This window comes from Streptomyces sp. NPDC020731 (assembly GCF_044334705.1).
GTDB lineage: Bacteria > Actinomycetota > Actinomycetes > Streptomycetales > Streptomycetaceae > Streptomyces.
The window spans coordinates 357,351-374,436 of sequence record NZ_JBIRTN010000002.1; the positions used below are offsets into that span (position 1 = coordinate 357,351).

Consider the following 17,086-nt stretch of genomic DNA (forward strand, 5'->3'; position numbering starts at 1 on the left):
CACGGATGGATCTTGCGGCTCCGCTTCGAACTTTACGTCAACTTGGTACGGATGACGCTCCCGGAAGAGTGATGAGGATCCGGCAGCCCCGCTCGGATTCGGCCACTCCGATCCGGCCGCCGTGCAGATCGACGGCCCAGCGGGCGATCGCCAGGCCGAGACCGGTGCCGCCGTCGCTGCCCGGACCGTGCGGGCGGTTGACGTTGCCCCGGTTGAACCGCTCGAAGACGCGGTGCCACTCGGCCCGCGGAATGCCGGGACCCTCGTCCAGCACCTCCAGCTCCAGCGACTCCGGCCGGTCCCCGCGCCGCGCCCGGACCGTCACCCGGCCGTGCGGCGGGCTGTGCTTGACCGCGTTGTCGATCAGGTTGGCGACGACCTGGTGGATGCGCTCGGGATCGGCGTGCGCGACGAGCTCCGGCGGCGACACGTCGAGGTGCAGATGGACGTCCGTACGGGTGTGGCTGCCCGATCCGGAGGCCATGCCCGCCCGGGCCGAGGAGACCATGTTGGCCTCCTTCAGCACGCCGGACAGATACGGCCACACCTCGAACCGCCGCTTCTTCAGCGGCACCACGCCGTTGTCCAGGCGGGACAGGTCGAGGAGCGTCTCCACGAGGCGTCCCAGCCGCTCGGTCTGCTTCAGGGCCGTGCGCATCGTCTCCGGATCGGCCTGCGTGACGCCGTCGACGATGTTCTCCAGCACCGCGCGCAGGCCCGCGATGGGCGTGCGCAGCTCGTGCGAGACGTTGGCGACCAGCTCCTTGCGTCGGTGGTCCTGGGCCTCCAGCTCGTCGGCCATGACGTTGATCGTCCGGGCCAGGTCGCCGAGCTCGTCCCAGCGGTTCTCGCGCACCCGGCGGGTGTAGTCGCCGTGCGAGATGGAACGGGCCACGGCGTTCATGTCGTCCAGCGGCGCGGTGAGCGAGTGCGCCACGAACTGGGTGATCAGCAGCGTGGCGATCATCGAGAAGATCGTGATGAAGCGCAGTTCCGTCTTGGTGTGCACGGCGATCACCGACAGCCCCGTGGTGATCAGGACCGAGACGACGACCAGCGCACCCAGTTTGGTCTTGATCGAGAACGGACGTACACCGCCCCAGGACCGGCGTGCCCCGGGGCCTCCGCGTCCGGCCGGACCGTCGCTCATGGCGTCGGCGTCTCCAGGGCGTAGCCCACGCCGTGCACGGTGCGGATGCGCTCGGCGCCGATCTTCCGGCGCAGCGCCTTGATGTGGCTGTCGACCGTGCGGGTGCCGGAGGCGTCCGCCCAGTCCCACACCTCGGCCAGCAGCTGCTCACGGGAGAGCACCGCGCGGGGGGTGTTCGCCAGGCACACCAGGAGGTCGAACTCGGTGGGCGTCAGATGGACGTCCTCGCTGCGCACCCGCACCCTGCGCTGCGCGTGGTCGATCTCCAGTTCGCCCAGGCGCAGGATGCCGCTGCGCGGGGTCGTCGCCGCGAGGGCCGCCCGCTCCATGCGGCGCAGCAGCACATGCACGCGTGCCGCCAGCTCCCGCATGGAGAAAGGCTTCGTCATGTAGTCGTCGGCGCCGACGCCCAGCCCGACCAGCATGTCGGTCTCGTCGTCGCGCGCGGTGAGCATCATCACCGGCACCGGCCGCTGGGCCTGCACGCGCCGGCAGACCTCCAGACCGTCGAAGCCCGGCAGCATGATGTCGAGGATCAGCAGGTCGGGCTGCCAGGCCTCCGCCGTGTCCACCGCGGACGGGCCGTCGCCCGCCGTTTGCACCAGGAATCCCTCGGCACGGAGGCGAGTCGCGATGGCGTCCACGATCGTCGCGTCGTCCTCGACCACCAGGACCCGGCGCTGGGCGCCGGGGGTGGTCGTGGCCGTGCCGTTGTGGGAGGTGTGTGTCTGCTCCATCGCCCGCCCCTGAGGTGTGCTTTTTCCGGAATCCGTGGGGTGATCCGTCGTCTGCGCATCACTGCGATTGACGCTTGAATGATCCGCGTCAGGGCAGCAGCGTACGGGGAGTCACCGCGCCTTTGCTATCCAGGGCGGACGCCGATGTGCACGACGTCCGGAACGCCCCGGGCAACGGGGATCTCTTCGGTACGCACCTGTTGGAACCCGGCATTCCGCAAGGTTCCCTCGAATTCCGGTGACGGCTTCGCCGACCACACGGCGAGTACCCCGCCCGGCCTCAACACCCTTGTGCAGGCGGCCAGTCCGACCACCGAGTAGAGCCCGTCGTTGTCCTCGGTGACGGTCCAGCCGGGCCCGTTGTCGATGTCGAGGCAGAGCGCGTCGAACGTGTCCGACGTCTCATCGAGGTAACGGACGAGATCCGTCTCGATGATCTCCGTACGCGGGTCGGCGAGGGCCCGCGCGGAGAGCCCGGCCAGCGGTCCCCCGCGGTGCCATCCGATGACGGCCGGTTCGCGTTCCACCACGGCGATCCGCCCCCAGCGGGGCTGCCCGGCGGCGTGTGCGAGCGAGAAGCCGACCCCGAGGCCGCCGATCAGGACGTGCGGGTTCGCCGCGCGCGCGTCGAGGGCGGCCAGGGCGGCGTCGACGAGCCGCCGTTCCGAACGGCCGTCGGAGGTGTCCATCAGGAAGCAGCCGTTGGCGATGATCTGCAGCAGGTCACCGTGCCTGCGCAGCACGACCTCGCCGTACGGGCCCTCGCGGCGGTCCAGGACTTCGGGAGGTTCGGGAATGTCGTACGGGGTGGACATGCGTTCATCCTGGCAGCTTCCTCCCCGGTGCCGAAGGCCCGGGAGGTGCCCCATGGCGGCGACCACGGTCTTCCGCGCCCGGAAAGGTGATCGCTCAGAGCGAACGCGACTGTGGGAACATTCGGCGGCTCACGTGCATTGAGTCGGCATAGCTCAACTTGACTGCCGAAGGGGAGATCATGGCTGCTGAGTCCACACCGCTCGCCCTGCCAGTGCTGCCGCTCGATGACGAGGTCGTGCTGCCCGGGATGGTGGTTCCGCTGGACCTGAGCGATTCCGAGGTGCGCGCCGCGGTGGAGGCCGCCCAGGCCGCCGCCCGGACCGAGGCGGGGAAGCCCAGGGTGCTGCTGGTACCACGCGTCGACGGGACCTACGCCGGTACCGGCGTGCTGGGCACGGTCGAGCAGGTCGGCAGGCTGGCCGACGGCGATCCGGGCGCCCTGATCCGCGGCCGGGGCCGCGTGCGCATCGGCGCCGGGACGACCGGGCCGGGCGCGGCGCTGTGGGTGGAGGGCACCCGCATCGACGAGAGCGTGCCGGACCCGTTGCCCGGTCACGTGACCGAACTCGTCAAGGAGTACAAGGCGCTCGCCACCGCCTGGCTGCGCAAGCGAGGTGCCTGGCAGGTCGTCGACCGGGTCCAGGCCATCGACGACGTCTCCGCGCTCGCCGACAACTCCGGCTACTCGCCGTTCCTGACCACCGAGCAGAAGGTCGCCCTGCTGGAGACCACCGACCCGGTGGCCCGGCTGAAGCTCGCCACCCAGCAACTGCGCGACCACCTCGCCGAGCAGGACGTCGCCGAGACCATCGCCAAGGACGTCCAGGAGGGCGTCGACAAGCAGCAGCGCGAGTTCCTGCTGCGCCGCCAGCTCGAAGCCGTACGCAAGGAACTGCGGGAACTCAACGGTGAGCAGGAGGGTGAGGAGTCCGACGACTACCGCGCCCGCGTCGAGGCCGCCGACCTGCCGGAGAAGGTCCGCGAGGCCGCGCTCAAGGAGGTCGACAAGCTGGAGCGGTCCTCCGACCAGTCGCCCGAGGGCTCCTGGATCCGCACCTGGCTCGACACGGTCCTGGAGCTGCCGTGGAACGAGCGCACCGAGGACGCCTACGACATCCGGGGCGCCCAGGCGGTCCTGGACGCCGAGCACGCGGGCCTGGCGGACGTGAAGGAGCGGATCACCGAGTACCTGGCGGTGCGCAAACGGCGCGGCGACCGGGGCCTGGGCGTCGTCGGCGGACGGCGCGGCGGCGCCGTGCTCGCCCTCGTCGGCCCGCCCGGCGTCGGCAAGACCAGCCTCGGCGAGTCCGTCGCCCACGCGATGGGCCGCAAATTCGTCCGCGTCGCCCTCGGTGGCGTCCGCGACGAGGCCGAGATCCGCGGCCACCGCCGTACGTACGTCGGTGCCCTGCCCGGCCGGATCGTGCGGGCGATCAAGGAGGCCGGGTCGATGAACCCGGTCGTGCTCCTCGACGAGATCGACAAGGTGGGGTCGGACTTCCGGGGCGACCCGGCCGCCGCGCTCCTCGAGGTCCTCGACCCGGCGCAGAACCACACCTTCCGGGACCACTACCTGGAGGTCGAGCTCGACCTGTCCGACGTCGTGTTCCTCGCGACGGCCAACGTCCTGGAAGCCATCCCGGAGGCCCTGCTCGACCGTATGGAGCTGGTCCGCCTCGACGGTTACACCGAGGACGAGAAGGTCGTCATCGCCCGCGACCACCTGCTCCCGCGCCAGCTGGAGCGGGCCGGGCTGGACGGGGAAGAGGTCACGATCGACGAGGGCGCGCTGCGCAAGCTGGCCGGCGAGTACACGCGCGAGGCGGGCGTGCGCACCCTGGAGCGGTCCATCGCACGGCTGCTGCGCAAGGTCGCGGCCCAGCACGAACTGGGTGAGCGGAAGCTGCCCTTCACCGTGACCGGGGACGACCTGCGGGGACTGATCGGTCGGCCGCACCACGTGCCCGAGTCCGCCCAGGACCCGGCCGAGCGCCGCACCGCCGTCCCCGGCGTCGCCACCGGGCTCGCGGTGACCGGCGCCGGCGGAGACGTCCTCTACGTGGAGGCGTCCCTGGCCGACCCGGAGACGGGCGCGGCGGGGCTGACCCTGACCGGCCAGCTGGGTGACGTGATGAAGGAGTCCGCGCAGATCGCGCTGAGCTTCCTGCGCAGTCACGGCGCCGAACTGGAGCTCCCGGTGGGCGACCTGAAGGACCGGGGCGTGCACATCCACTTCCCGGCGGGCGCGGTGCCCAAGGACGGCCCGAGCGCGGGCGTCACGATGACCACCGCCCTGGCCTCGCTGCTCTCCGGACGGCCGGTCCGTACGGACGTGGCGATGACCGGTGAGGTCTCGCTGACCGGACGGGTGCTGCCGATCGGCGGGGTGAAGCAGAAGCTGCTCGCCGCGCACCGCGCGGGGATCACCACCGTCGTCATCCCCAAGCGCAACGAGCCCGACCTGGACGACGTCCCGGCGGAGGTGCTGGACAAGCTCGACGTCCACGCCGTCACCGACGTCCGCCAGGTCCTGGAACTGGCGCTGTCGCCGGCCACCAACGGCGCGGCGCCCGAGGTTCCGGTCGCGGCGTGACGGACGCGGCCGGATGAGGGAGGCCCGGGCCCCGTGCAGGAAGGTCCGGGCCTTCACCATGGCCGGCGCGGATCAGCCCAGCGCAAGGGCCCGTACCCGGTCGAGGGTGCCGTTGAAGCGGTCGTGGTCCCCGACGGTCGGGCCGGTCGAGGTGTACTGCCACATCGTGTACGCGCTCCAGCCGGCGGGCAGTTCGCCCGCGGTGGAGGCGTACCGGGCGATCCACAGCGGAGTGGTTGCGGCGAAGCCGGCGTAGTCGCCGGTGCACTGCTTCCACCAGCTGGTGGCCGTGTAGAGGACGGCGGCCCGGCCGGTGCGGTACCGGTACTGGTCCAGGAAGTCGCGGATCCAGCTCACCATCGCGCTCTGCGACTTGCCGTAGCAGGCGTCGCCGTACGGGTTCCACTCGATGTCGAGCACGCCCGGCAGGGTCCGTCCGTCGGCGGACCAGCCGCCGCCGCGGCTGACGAAGTAGTCGGCCTGGGCGGCGCCGCTCGCCGTGTCGGGCGTGCCGAAGTGATAGGCGCCGCGGATCATGCCGACGTCGTAGGAGCCGTCGTACTGCTGGGAGTGGTACGGGTTGGTGTAGTACGTCCCCTCCGTGGCCTTGGCGTAGGCCCAGCGGACCCCGCTGTTCCACAGGGTCGTCCAGGCGACGTCGCCCTGGTGGCTGGAGACGTCCACCCCCTCCGTCTGGGCGGAGCGGGCGGTGGGGAGACCGGCGCGGCCGTCGTGGGCGAGCACGCCCATGCCCATGTGGGCGGAGCCGCGCGGAGGGGCACTGGGAGCGGACTCGGCCGAGACGGCCGTGCGGGGGAGGGAGAGCACCGCGAGCAGGACCGCGCCGGCGGTCGCGAGCGCGCGTATGCGGGGAAGGCCGGATCTGTGCACAGGCATGACGCATCTCCGAAAGGTCGGTGTGGGGCGAACCCGGAATGTGACCCATGTCCCATGTGGCGGGCATGCCGCGCAATCGCCTGGTAAGGAAACTGCGCACGTGGACCACGACGAGGGCGGGGCGTCCTCCCCACTGCCTGAAAGACGTGGGAGGTGCCCCCCGCTGCCGTTGGTCCACGCCTGCGAAATACTGGTGGAGCTGCGGCGACGTCGCCACTCGGCGGGAAACTTTCAGAACCGGAAAACCGAAGCAGGGGCAGACGTGCACGAACAGGGACACCGCGACGAGGAGGGTGCCGCCTCCCCGGAGCCCGTGCCGGGCGTGGACCAGCCCGGATTCCTCGCACTGGAACGCGAGTTGACGGTGCTGCTGCGGCGCGCACGGGCCAGCCAGGGGGAGATGGCCCGCGCGGTCCACCCCGACCTGGAGCCGTCCGCGTACGGGCTGCTGGTCCGTCTGGATGAGTGCGGCCGGCAGCGGGCCACCGAGCTCGCCGCCTACATCGGCGTCGGCAAGGCGACGATGTCGCGCCAGCTGCGCGCGCTGGAGGAGCTCGGCCTCGTCGCCCGCGAGCCGGACCCCGCCGACGGCCGCGCCTGGCTGATCGCCCTCACGCGGGAGGGCCACGAACGGGTCCGCAGGGTCCGCGAGGCCCGCCGCGCGCGCTACGCCGGCCGGCTCGCCGACTGGAACCCCGCCGAGGTCACGGAACTCGCCCGGCTGCTGAACCAGCTGAACCGCGGCATGGAGAAGTGACCCCGTAGGGGATACCGCTAACGGGGTGACAGCTCGGCGTACACCACCGTCGCGTCGTCGTGCCTCTTGCCGCGGCGCGGCGGTGTCCGGTCCGCGTCCGCCCGTTCCAGGGTCCGTACGCGGTCCACCAGGGACCGGGCGCCCTCCTTGCGGACCAGGGTGAGACAGTCCGCCCAGCCGCCCTCGTGGAACCGCTCCACCCAGCGCGCCGCGCCGTCCGTCAGCGCGGCCAGGGCGCGCACCTCCTCGCGCGGCAGCGAACCGGTGACCGCGCGGGAGGCCACCGAGGGGTCCGCCGCCGCCGTGAAGAAGCCGCCCTCCTTGTTGCGCAGCGTGGTGTCCACCAGGGTGTGGGAGGCCAGGGCCGAGCGGGGCAGCCGGTCCAGCCGGTCGTCCAGCAGCGGGGTGACCGGGCCGCCGGGGGACTCGACGAGCAGGACCGAGTCGGACAGCACCAGGTAGTCCACCGAGGCCGGTGACCAGCGGGCCAGCACCACCGTCGCCTGTGGCGTACGGGGGTGAGAAAGGTCACAGGTCGCCGCGTGGCTCCCGGCGGTACGCGCGAGGGCCCGGGACAGCAGCTCGGCCAGGGGGACATCCGGGAGGGAAACGGTCAGTTCGGTCAGCGCCCCGCCCAGCCGCGCGGTGAACCAGGGCACGGAATGCAGGCATCCGCCGCCGTCCGCCGGCGGCGTGACCCCGTCCAGCACCACGAGCGAACCGCCCTGTCCGGAGGCCGGAAGCCCGACGCCCGCGAAGTCCTCGTTGGAGCGGCCGGGATCACCGGGCTCCGAGACAAGCTCCGTACGCATCCCGCCAGTCTGCACGAGCCCTCCACAAGGGCCGCGAAAGACCCTCGCCGGTCGTCGGATCCGTGCGGCCGCGCAGGTCAGGCGCCTGGTTTGGGAGGGAATGCAGCGCTCCGGGAAGACGTGGCGGCGAATATTGCCACCGCCCGCCGCAGACGTCCAACCGGCGTGCCGCACAGGGCCGCTGCGGGAGGCGGCGGAACTTGCCCCTCAACTCACCTCCGGGGTTCACTCCTTCGAGTGGCGGGTCAGGTGATGCGCATCCACTGTCCACCGTCACTGGGAGGGTCGGGGAGCGATGGGGGCGCCTCGCTGTCCGAGCGCGGTCAAGAGCTCGGGGTGAACGCCCGCACCCGTTGACGGAGCGTCACCCGGACCCACGGGTACACGAGTCAGGAATGCGAGCACCGGTGCAGAAGTCGCGGCCTCGTCGCAAAGGCAAGCAGACGGCCCCCACGGGGGACGCGGAGCGGACGACAGGCGTCGGCAGGGGCCGCCCCACGCACGTACGCAACCGGCTCATCGTCGCCGTGGCCGTGGTGGCCGCCACGATCGCCGCGGCCGGGGCACCCACCGTTCTCGCGGCCTCCGGGCAGCTCAAGGACTCGCAGGACCTGGTGACGCTCGCCGAGCAGACCCAGGACGCCCTCACCCTGGCGCACTCCCTCGCCGACGAGCGCGACGAGGTCGTCCCCTACATCGCGGCCGGCCGCCCCAAGTCCAAGGCGCCCTCCGAGGAGCACAGCGCCCGCGTCGACCGGCAGGTCGAGGAACTGCGCGCCGACACCGACATCGCGCAGGAGCTGCGCGACGGCCTCGACGCCGTCGCGACCGTACGCAGAGCGGCGCTCACGGGCAAGAGCAGTGCTCTCGAAGCGCATCAGGCGTACTCCACCGCCATCACGCGACTGCACCGGCTCGCCGAACAGCTGGCGGAGCGGACCCCGCCCCGCGCGAGCTCGGGCGCCTATGCGCTCACCGAGCTGGACTCCGCCGTCCAGCAGGCCGCCGCCACCCGCGGACTGCTGCTCGCCGCGCTGAACGTGCCGAGCACCACCCAGACCGTGATCGACCCGATCACCGGCCTGCCGTCCACCACCACCAGCTCCTCGGACGCCGACACCGAGCGGCGCGACGCGCTGACCACCGCCGCGCTCCAGGCCCGGCTGCGCTCCGACGCGGCCCTCGCCGACTTCCGCGAGACCGCGCCCGAGACCGCCCGCGGCTCCTACGACTCCACGGTCACCGGCCCCGAGGTCGAGACCGCCGAGAAGTACCTGGCACGCCTCACCGACGAGCCGACGCTCTCCGACGACGACCTCGACACCAGCGTCAAGAAGCTGGGGGCCGCGCTCACCGCGCGGATCGAGACGATGCGCGGGGTGGAGTCGGCCCTCTTCGACAAGCGCACCAAGGACCTCGCCCAGCTGCGCGACGACGACGTCACCGCGCTGGAGATCCGGATCGCCGCCCTCGGCGCCCTGATGCTGCTCGCGATCGGCGTCGCCACCGCGATGGCCCGCACCCTGACGCGTCCGCTGTCGGTGCTGCGCCGGGGCTCCGCCCGCCTCGCCGAGGCGGAGGACCCCGCCGGCCAGGAGCCGGTCGCCTTCACCGGCCGCAACGACGAGTTCGCCCAGGTCGTCCGTTCCGTCAACGCCCTCCACGCGCACGCCGCCGCCCTCGCCGAGCGGATCGCCACACTGGAGGCCGACCGCAAGCACCTCGTCGGCCAGCGGCAGAAGATGGCCGACGCCCGCGAGGAACTGCGCACCGAGCTGGCCGAGTCCGCGGCCCACCTGGAGCGGCTGCGCACCGGCATCGGCGGTACGTTCGTCAGCCTCGCCCTGCGCACCCTCGGACTGGTCGAGCGTCAGCTCGGCATCATCGAGGGACTGGAGGAGCGGGAGGACGACCCGGACCGGCTGGCCACCCTGTTCAAGCTCGACCACTTCGCCACGGTCATGCGCCGGCACAGTGAGAACCTCCTCGTCCTCGCCGGCACCGAGCACGTGCAGCACACGGCGGGTCCGGTGCCGCTGGTGGACGTCGTACGGGCCGCGGTCAGCGAGATCGAGCGGTACGAGCGGGTCCGTATCGCCGCGCTGCCGCCGCACGCGCACATCGCCGGGTTCGCCGCGGACGACCTGTCCCACCTGCTGGCCGAACTCATGGAGAACGCCACCTCGTTCTCCCCGCCCGACCTGCCCGTCGAGGTCTCCGGCTGGTTGCTGGAGAACGGCGAGGTCATGCTCTCGGTCCAGGACGAGGGCATCGGCATGACCGGGGAGCGGCTGGAGCGGCTCAACTCCCGGCTGTCCCACTTCGACCCGGAGGTCACGTACGACGCGGAGGCCGAGGACGGTCTCGGCCTCGGCCTGTACGTCGTGGCCCGGCTCGCCCACCGGCACGGGGTGCGGGTCCGGCTGCGCGAGCAGAAGCAGGGCGGCATCGCCGCGGTCGTCGTTCTCCCCGACCCCCTTCTGGCGCCCGCCACCCCTGACGCGGTCCCCGCGTCCGTCGCCGGCGGCACCCCCGCGTACTCCCTCCCGGGCGCCGGCGCCGAGGCCAACTCCAACGTCCTCCACGGCCGCACGCAGTCGGACGACCCGCTGGTCGCCCTGGCGGAGAAGGCGGTACGCCACCAGGGCTCGTCCGGCGGGGAGACGCCGGCACCGGGTGGCGCGGACGCCTCCGCGCCGGACCCCGGGAACGAGTCGACGGGCCCTGCCGGGCAGCCCGCGGAGGATGCCGCGCCGGGCGGTCCGCGGGGGACGGCGCCGGACGTCGGGGACGAGTCCGAGGCCGGCGGGGGCAGCCGTGCGGAGGATGACGCGCCGGGTCACGCGGGCGAGTCGGCGGAGGCCGCTGCGGAGGGTGCCGCGCCGGGCGGGCCGACGGAGCCGGTGCCGAATGGGGGCGCGCCCGCGGAGGAGCGCGCGGGCGATGCCGCGCCGGGCCGTGAGGCCGGGTCCGCGGACGCGGTGGGCACCGACGCGCCCGCCGAGCGGCCCGCCGAGGTCACGATGGAGCTGCTGATCCCGGCCCAGCCGGAGGCGGCCGACGAGCCGGAAGCCGTCCGGGACCACGGGACCGGCGCCGACCACACCGAACGCATGGTCGTCCCCGGAGCCCGAGGAGCCGGGACCGACGCCACCACCCGTGCCGAGGCCGGTGCCGGAGAGGCAGCCGAGACCGGTGCCGGTGCCGGTGCCGTTGGTCGGCCGGAGGGCGGGAGCGTTCGCCCGGGGGCGGGTCACGCGGGCGGAAACGATGCCTCGTCCGGGGCCGCGGGCGCTGCTCCGCAGCCGTTCGGCGTGGGCACGGACGACGCCGTCCGCCCGGGCGCCGGCCACGCGGCCGGAGACGAGGAGGCCCCTTCCGGTGCCGCGAGCCGGCCGGCCGGCGAGGACACGGACGACGCCGCCCACCCGGCCGCGGCCCACAAGGACGTACCCGCGGCGGACGCCGGGTCCGAGGGGTATGCCGCAGCGGACGCCGGGTCCGAGGGCCGGCCCGCAGTGGACACGGTGCCCGGGGCCCGCCCCGGTACGGACGCAGGATCCGGGGGTTACGCCGGAGCGGACGCCGGGTCCGAGGACCGGCCCGCAGTGGACACGGTGTCCGGGGCCGACCCCGCAGCCGATGCCGGGGGACCGGCGCGGCGGCCGGGCGCCGGGGCCGAGGGCGGCATCGGCGCGGAGCACGCGCGTGTTGCCGACGGGGACGGGGGCGAGGAGCCGGTGACGGCCAAGGGGTTGCCCAAGCGCACGCCGAGGATCACCGCGCCCGCCGCGGCCCCGCGCCCGCGTACCGGGTCCGTGGACGCCGAGGTCCTGCGCCGCCGGCTCGGTGGTTTCCGTCGGGGGGCGGACGCCGGGCGCCGGGACGTCGAGGCGGAACTCGCCGAACGGACCGGTGGCCACCAGGCACCGTCCGACCCGGCCGCCACATCCGAAGAGACCACGGGGGGCACAGTCGAGGAGGCAAGCAGTTGACCGCGCCCAGTACTGTCGGACTGAGCAGTGAGGCCCGCAACCTGCACTGGCTGTTGAGCAACCTCGTCGAGGAGGTGCCCGGCATCCGCTCCGTCGCGGTCGTCTCCTCCGACGGCCTGCTCCTGCTGTCCTCCGACGACTCCCACAACGACGGGGCCCGCGACGCGCGGAGCGCGAAGCGCACCGGCCCCCGCGGCTCCGCCGCCGACCTGGCCACCGTCGTCTCCGGCATCGGCAGCCTCACCGTCGGCGCCTCGAAGCTGATGGACTTCGGTCCGGTCAAGCACACGATGGTGGCGATGGACGAGGGCAGCCTGTTCGTGATGGCCATCAGCGACGGCTCCCTGCTCGGTGTGCACGGCTCCGCGGACTGCGACATGAGCGTGGTGGCGTACCACATGGCCCTGTTCGTCGGCCGCGCCGGCCATGTCCTGACCCCGGAGCTCCGCAGCGAGCTGCGCCAGTCCCTGGAGAACGAGTCCACCGGGAGTCCCCGATGAGCAGGTCCAGGAAACAGCTCCCGGTCCGCGGCGGCGACCGCAAACCCGCCCGGGTCCGCCCCTACTCGCTCACCGGCGGCCGTACCCGTTTCGGCCACGTCCTGCTCGTCGAGACGTTCGTCGGCGCCACCGCCGCGCTCGAAGCCGCCGAGGAGCGCAGGGAACTGACGAACGGCAACCTCACCTCCCGCGTGATGCCGGAGATGCGGGCCATCGTCGAACTGTGCCGCCGTATGCGAACGGTGGCCGAGATCGCCGCGCTGCTGAAGATGCCGCTCGGCGTGGTCCGCGTCCTCCTGAGCGACCTCGCGGACCAGGGAAGGATCCGTGTCCACGGAACGGGAACCGGCCACGGCACGGGCCGCCCGGACCGCGCGTTGCTGGAAAGGGTGCTGAGTGGACTCCGTCGTCTCTGACGCCGCTCACGGCGTCTCCCCGCTCGTCGAGGGCGACGAGCCCCTGCTGCCCTGGCAGACGGACCGCACCCGCGCACCCGTCGCCACGAAGATAGTGGTGGCGGGCGGTTTCGCCGTGGGCAAGACCACGCTGGTCACCTCCGTCTCGGAGATCACGCCCCTGCAGACCGAGGCGCTGATGACCGAGGCGAGCGAGGGCACCGACGACCTCACCGCCACGCCCGGCAAGATGACCACCACCGTGGCCATGGACTTCGGCCGGATCACGCTCGACGACGACCTGGTGCTCTACCTGTTCGGCACGCCGGGCCAGCAGCGGTTCTGGTTCATGTGGGACGACCTGGTGCGCGGCGCGATCGGCGCCGTCGTCATGGCCGACACCCGCCGCCTGAAGGACTGCTGGCCGGCGCTGGACTACTTCGAGAGCTGCGGACTGCCGTACGTCGTCGCGGTCAACCACTTCGACGACAGTGAGCGGTTCGACGCCGAGGACGTGCGGGAGGCGTTGACGATCCCCGCGCACATACCTGTAATGATCATGGATGCGCGCCGCCGGATCTCGGTCATCGAGACCCTCTTGTCCCTCGTGGGCCACGCGCTCGACGAAACCCCCGAGCAGCCCTCTTAGGAGCGTCCCCGTATGCGGAAGATACTCGTCGTCGGAGCCGGCCAGTCCGGTCTCCAGCTCGCCCTCGGCCTCCAGTCGCACGGGTACGAGGTCACCCTGATGTCCAACCGGACCGCGGACGAGATCCGCACCGGACGGGTGATGTCGACGCAGTGCATGTTCCACACCGCCCTGCAGCACGAGCGCGATCTCCAGCTGAACTTCTGGGAGTCCCAGGCCCCGAGGATCGAAGGACTCGGCGTCTCGGTCGCGGCCCCCGGCTCCTTCGACCCGGGCCCGTCGCAGCGCGCCATCGACTGGGTGGGCCGGCTCGACGGGTTCGCGCAGTCGGTCGACCAGCGCGTGAAGATGGCCGGCTGGATGGAGACCTTCGCCCAGCGCGGCGGCCAGCTGGTCATCCACGGCGCGGCGGTCGGCGACCTCGACTACTTCTCCCGCACGTACGACCTCGTGCTCGTCTCGGCGGGCAAGGGCGAGCTGGTGCAGATGTTCGCCCGCGACCCGGAGAGGTCCCCGTACAGCGAGCCGCAGCGCGCCCTCGCCGTCGCCTACGTCCACGGCCTCGGCCCGCGTCCGGAGCACCCGGACATGGAGGCGGTCCGCTGCAACCTGGTCCCCGGTGTCGGCGAGATGTTCGTCATGCCGACGTTCACCACCTCGGGCCGCGCCGACATCCTGTTCTGGGAGGGCGTACCCGGCGGCCCGCTGGACGCCTTCAAGGACGTCAAGGACCCGGCGGAGCACCTCTCCCTGACCCTGGAACTCATGGAGAGGTTCCTCCCCTGGGAGTACGCGCGGGCCACCGAGGTCGAACTGACCGACGCCGGCGGCACCCTCGCCGGCCGCTACGCCCCCACCGTCCGCAACCCGATCGGCCGGCTGCCCGGCGGCGGACTGGTCCTCGGCGTGGCCGACGTGGTCGTCGCCAACGACCCGATCACCGGCCAGGGCTCCAACTCGGCGTCCAAGTGCGCCGCCTCCTACCTCGCCTCGATCGTGGAGCACGGGGAGAAGGAGTTCGACGAGGCATGGATGCGGGGGACCTTCGACCGCTACTGGGAGACGGCCCGGCACGTCACCAAGTGGACGAACGCCATGCTCGCCCCGCCGCCGGAGCACATCCTCGACCTCCTCGGCGCCGCCGGGCAGCTCCAGCCCGTCGCGGACCGGTTCGCCAACGGCTTCAACGACCCGGCCGACTTCGAGAACTACTTCTACGACCCGAAGAAGACCGAGGGCTACCTGATGGAGGTCTCGGGCGCGTCCGGCGCGTGAGCGGGGGCGTACCCCTCGTCGGACCCCTCCGCCGCCCCTTCGGGGAGCTCCGGCGGCACGTACCGCCGTACGGGCTCCCCGGCCGGGTCGGGGCGTACGGCGCCCAGCACCGGGTTGGCCGCGATCGGGGAGACCTTGATCCGCGCGCCGGGGCGGGGCGCCTGCACCACCATGCCGTCGCCGAGGTACAGGGCGACATGCGTGGCCTCCGGGAAGTACACGACGAGGTCCCCCGGCCGCAGCTCCGCCAGCGGTACCCGCTCCAGCCGTGCCCACTGCTCCTGGCTGGTCCGGGGGACCGGCGTCCCGGCGGCGCCCCACGCCTTCGACGTCAGCCCCGAGCAGTCGTACGCGGCGGGCCCCTCCGCGCCCCACTCGTACGGCTTCCCGAGCTGCTCCACGGCGTAGCGCACGGCCCGTTCGCCCGCCGCCGAGGGAGGGGTGCCGCCACGGCCCAGCGCGCCGGAGGCCACCAGCTCCTCCTGCGCCTCGGCCACCGTGTTCCGCTCCAGCTCGGCCAGCGCGGTGAGCTGCTCGGCGGTGAGCGAGGCGAGCAGTTCCTCGACCGCGTGGAGCCGTTCGCGGACCTCGTCCCGCTCCTTCCTGCGCCGCTCGGTGAGGGCGAGCCGGGCGTCGAGGGCCTTGCGCGCCCGGCGGGCCAGCGCGTCCGCCTCCTTCTCGTCGCCGGTCAGCCGGCCCACCGTCTGAGCCCGCTCCCGCGCCAGCCGGCCGATCACATGCCCCTGGTCGAGCGCGCGCTGCGGATCGCGCGCGAGCAGCAGCAGCCGTACGTACGGGGAGATGCCGGTGACGCTCTGGTACTGCTGCCGGGCCAGCCGTCCGGCGGCGCCCCGGCTGTCGTGCAGGGAGAGCCGGGTGCGGGCGAGGGCCCGGTCCAGGCGCTCGGTCTCGGCGCGCTGCCTCTTCAACCGTCCCTCGGTGGCGTTGTGGGTCTCGGTGGCCTTCTCGGCCTCCCGGTACAGGGTCTGAAGCTCCGTCAGCAGCTCGGCGACGGAGCGCTCGCCGGTGCCGCCGCCCGGTTCCGGGGCGGCCGCCGCGGGCGCGGGCGCGAGGGCGGCACCGGCCGCCAGCGCCGCCGTACACACCAGACGCAGAAGCTTTCCTGACACTCCATCACCTCCGACGCGGGGCGGCTCGTCCGCTCCGCATCGCGAGCATCAGGCGGGTGTGCGCGGTCCGCTCGCCGAGTGTGCGCGGTTCGGCGCAACCCGGTCACCCGTCGGCGTCGTCCGGCTTGCCCTTCGGCGTGGCGTCTGGATCGGGCGCGGGCCTCGACCACGGCCACTTCCGGCCGTCGCCGGCCCGCCCCGTGGGGTCGTACAGGTACTTCCAGCCCCGGGTCAGCCCGGTCCGCGCGCTCTGTGCCCGGGGCACCCGCCGGTAGACCAGCACGGTGGGCGGGCCGCCGTCCGGGGCCGGGACGGGAATGCGGTACGTCTTCGGCGGATGCCCGGTGATGCCCAGCAGCACGGGCAGGACGCGCCCGTCCATGGGCCCGCCCTCGAACGGGGTGTCTTCGCTCTTCACGCCCCCAGTGTCGGTGATGCGCGGGCCGTCAGAGGTCCGCGGCCAGCGCCTGCACCAGGGCATCGGTCTGCGCGTCGCGCCGCGCGGTCACCGTCAGCACCGCCACGAACTGCTCCACGAGCCAGTCCCGCAGTTCGTCGAGGGGCGGCTGCTTGTCCTCGTCGAGCCAGATCAGCGAGGCCGCCTCCACGGCGGTGATCCACATCCGGATCGTCATCCGCAGCCGGGGGCCGGGCCCGGCGACCCCGAGATGGCTGAGGATGTGCTCGGCGGCGGCCCGCCGCACGCCGTCCACGAGGGCGGTCGTACGGGAGGTCTCCACGACGCTCCCGCCCTGGAGCAGCGCGCTGAACCCGGTGCCGTGCTGGTCGACGAAGGCGAGATAGCGGTCGACGGCCCGGGACAGCCGGGGCAGCAGCGGGCCCTCGTGCGGTTCGTCGAAGCAGTGCCGCAGCTCGTCGGCGGCGGACATCAGGGCCGCCTCGTACAGCTGCTGCTTGCCGCCCGGGAAGTACCGGTACACCAGGGGACGTGACACGCCGGCCGCCTCCGCCACGTCGTCCAGGGAGACGTCCTCCGGGGCGCGGTGGGCGAAGAGGGACAGTGCGGCCTCGAGCAGCTGGCTGCGGCGTTCCTCGACGCCGAGCCGCCGGTAGGCGGGGGTGGGGGCCTGCGGGGTCATGCCCGCAGGGTAACCGTCCGGCCGTCTACGCGAGCAGTCCCGACGACTGCCACAACTTCCTTCCGACGCCGCGCAGCACGCCGATGTCGTCGAGGCTGTGTCCGATCGGCGGCTCCGCCGCGTGGCGGTGAGTTGTCTGGTGTGATCGGTTTCGTTGGCGTGCCTGCCTAGGCCAGTAGCCCGGACGACTGCCACAACTTCCTTCCGACGCCGCGCAGCACGCCGATGTCGTCGAGGCTGTGTCCGATCGGCGGCTCCGCCGCGTGGCGGTGAGTTGTCT

The 17,086-nt window shown here is 72.8% G+C and carries 15 protein-coding genes; 7 read left to right on the plus strand and 8 right to left on the minus strand.

Translation table 11 applies throughout. The features are described 5' to 3' along the window. Positions 1 to 37 precede the first annotated feature (37 nt). From ACH4VX_RS04365 to ACH4VX_RS04375, 3 genes are all read right to left on the minus strand, one after another. The gene (locus tag ACH4VX_RS04365) at positions 38 to 1,150 is read right to left on the minus strand and encodes an ATP-binding protein (RefSeq protein ID WP_398365811.1); all 1,113 of its coding nucleotides are present in this window, start codon (positions 1,148 to 1,150) and stop codon (positions 38 to 40) included. After that, on the minus strand, positions 1,147 to 1,887 hold the full coding sequence (locus ACH4VX_RS04370) for a response regulator transcription factor (protein WP_030223674.1): 741 nt from the start codon (positions 1,885 to 1,887) through the stop codon (positions 1,147 to 1,149). Before ACH4VX_RS04370 ends, ACH4VX_RS04365 begins: the two co-directional genes overlap by 4 nt. Before the next feature lie 125 nt (positions 1,888 to 2,012). Continuing rightward, entirely contained in the window at positions 2,013 to 2,702 is a 690-nt protein-coding gene (locus ACH4VX_RS04375; protein WP_398365812.1) for a spermidine synthase, read from the minus strand. A gap of 179 nt (positions 2,703 to 2,881) precedes the next feature. On the opposite strand from ACH4VX_RS04375, the gene lon reads away from it, so the two are divergent. Further along, a complete protein-coding gene (lon, locus tag ACH4VX_RS04380; RefSeq protein WP_398365813.1) occupies positions 2,882 to 5,296 on the plus strand; it encodes an endopeptidase La in 2,415 nt (804 codons plus the stop codon). 72 nt (positions 5,297 to 5,368) lie between these two features. Here the strand turns inward: lon and ACH4VX_RS04385 are convergent, their stop codons facing one another. Further along, positions 5,369 to 6,193, minus strand: a complete 825-nt coding sequence (locus ACH4VX_RS04385) for a lysozyme (protein ID WP_398365814.1) — start codon at positions 6,191 to 6,193, stop codon at positions 5,369 to 5,371. A gap of 262 nt (positions 6,194 to 6,455) precedes the next feature. On the opposite strand from ACH4VX_RS04385, the gene ACH4VX_RS04390 reads away from it, so the two are divergent. Continuing rightward, entirely contained in the window at positions 6,456 to 6,950 is a 495-nt protein-coding gene (locus ACH4VX_RS04390) for a MarR family winged helix-turn-helix transcriptional regulator (RefSeq protein ID WP_398365815.1), read from the plus strand. Positions 6,951 to 6,967: 17 nt separating this feature from the next. On the opposite strand, the gene ACH4VX_RS04395 is transcribed toward ACH4VX_RS04390, so the two are convergent. Continuing rightward, on the minus strand, positions 6,968 to 7,762 hold the full coding sequence (locus ACH4VX_RS04395; protein ID WP_398365816.1) for a hypothetical protein: 795 nt from the start codon (positions 7,760 to 7,762) through the stop codon (positions 6,968 to 6,970). Between the two features lie 407 nt (positions 7,763 to 8,169). Between ACH4VX_RS04395 and ACH4VX_RS04400 the strand changes: the two genes are divergently transcribed. Genes ACH4VX_RS04400 through ACH4VX_RS04420 form a run of 5 tightly spaced genes read left to right on the plus strand, consistent with a single transcriptional unit; the run spans position 8,170 to position 14,576 of the window. Beyond that, positions 8,170 to 11,757 carry a nitrate- and nitrite sensing domain-containing protein gene (locus ACH4VX_RS04400; protein ID WP_398365817.1) on the plus strand — a complete coding sequence of 1,196 codons (3,588 nt, stop codon included), beginning with the start codon at positions 8,170 to 8,172 and terminating at the stop codon, positions 11,755 to 11,757. Next, entirely contained in the window at positions 11,754 to 12,257 is a 504-nt protein-coding gene (locus tag ACH4VX_RS04405) for a roadblock/LC7 domain-containing protein (RefSeq protein WP_398365818.1), read from the plus strand. The genes ACH4VX_RS04400 and ACH4VX_RS04405 overlap by 4 nt, the downstream gene beginning before the upstream one ends. Next, positions 12,254 to 12,673 (plus strand): DUF742 domain-containing protein, encoded by a 420-nt coding sequence (locus ACH4VX_RS04410; RefSeq protein ID WP_398365819.1) that lies wholly within the window; start codon positions 12,254 to 12,256, stop codon positions 12,671 to 12,673. The genes ACH4VX_RS04405 and ACH4VX_RS04410 overlap by 4 nt, the downstream gene beginning before the upstream one ends. Next, positions 12,654 to 13,301: a GTP-binding protein gene (locus ACH4VX_RS04415; RefSeq protein WP_398365820.1), complete on the plus strand. Its 648-nt coding sequence runs from the start codon at positions 12,654 to 12,656 to the stop codon at positions 13,299 to 13,301. Before ACH4VX_RS04410 ends, ACH4VX_RS04415 begins: the two co-directional genes overlap by 20 nt. A gap of 12 nt (positions 13,302 to 13,313) precedes the next feature. Continuing rightward, on the plus strand, positions 13,314 to 14,576 hold the full coding sequence (locus ACH4VX_RS04420) for a styrene monooxygenase/indole monooxygenase family protein (protein ID WP_398365821.1): 1,263 nt from the start codon (positions 13,314 to 13,316) through the stop codon (positions 14,574 to 14,576). Here ACH4VX_RS04420 and ACH4VX_RS04425 read toward each other — a convergent pair. The 3 genes from ACH4VX_RS04425 to ACH4VX_RS04435 all read right to left on the minus strand — a co-directional run bounded on the left by ACH4VX_RS04425 (position 14,540) and on the right by ACH4VX_RS04435 (position 16,806). Further along, entirely contained in the window at positions 14,540 to 15,706 is a 1,167-nt protein-coding gene (locus ACH4VX_RS04425; protein WP_398365822.1) for an NlpC/P60 family protein, read from the minus strand. The genes ACH4VX_RS04420 and ACH4VX_RS04425 overlap by 37 nt on opposite strands. Before the next feature lie 103 nt (positions 15,707 to 15,809). After that, on the minus strand, positions 15,810 to 16,124 hold the full coding sequence (locus ACH4VX_RS04430) for a hypothetical protein (RefSeq protein WP_398365823.1): 315 nt from the start codon (positions 16,122 to 16,124) through the stop codon (positions 15,810 to 15,812). Positions 16,125 to 16,152: 28 nt separating this feature from the next. Further along, positions 16,153 to 16,806, minus strand: a complete 654-nt coding sequence (locus ACH4VX_RS04435; protein ID WP_398365824.1) for a TetR/AcrR family transcriptional regulator — start codon at positions 16,804 to 16,806, stop codon at positions 16,153 to 16,155. Between the last annotated feature and the right edge of the window lie 280 nt (positions 16,807 to 17,086).

What these genes read in the sequence shown, in the direction of transcription:
- ACH4VX_RS04365 (WP_398365811.1), bottom strand. Translation starts at nt 1,150, where the DNA reads ATGAGCGACGGTCCGGCCGGACGCGGAGGCCCCGGGGCACGCCGGTCC.
- ACH4VX_RS04370 (WP_030223674.1), bottom strand. Translation starts at nt 1,887, where the DNA reads ATGGAGCAGACACACACCTCCCACAACGGCACGGCCACGACCACCCCC.
- ACH4VX_RS04375 (WP_398365812.1), bottom strand. Translation starts at nt 2,702, where the DNA reads ATGTCCACCCCGTACGACATTCCCGAACCTCCCGAAGTCCTGGACCGC.
- lon (WP_398365813.1), top strand. Translation starts at nt 2,882, where the DNA reads ATGGCTGCTGAGTCCACACCGCTCGCCCTGCCAGTGCTGCCGCTCGAT.
- ACH4VX_RS04385 (WP_398365814.1), bottom strand. Translation starts at nt 6,193, where the DNA reads ATGCCTGTGCACAGATCCGGCCTTCCCCGCATACGCGCGCTCGCGACC.
- ACH4VX_RS04395 (WP_398365816.1), bottom strand. Translation starts at nt 7,762, where the DNA reads ATGCGTACGGAGCTTGTCTCGGAGCCCGGTGATCCCGGCCGCTCCAAC.
- ACH4VX_RS04410 (WP_398365819.1), top strand. Translation starts at nt 12,254, where the DNA reads ATGAGCAGGTCCAGGAAACAGCTCCCGGTCCGCGGCGGCGACCGCAAA.
- ACH4VX_RS04420 (WP_398365821.1), top strand. Translation starts at nt 13,314, where the DNA reads ATGCGGAAGATACTCGTCGTCGGAGCCGGCCAGTCCGGTCTCCAGCTC.
- ACH4VX_RS04435 (WP_398365824.1), bottom strand. Translation starts at nt 16,806, where the DNA reads ATGACCCCGCAGGCCCCCACCCCCGCCTACCGGCGGCTCGGCGTCGAG.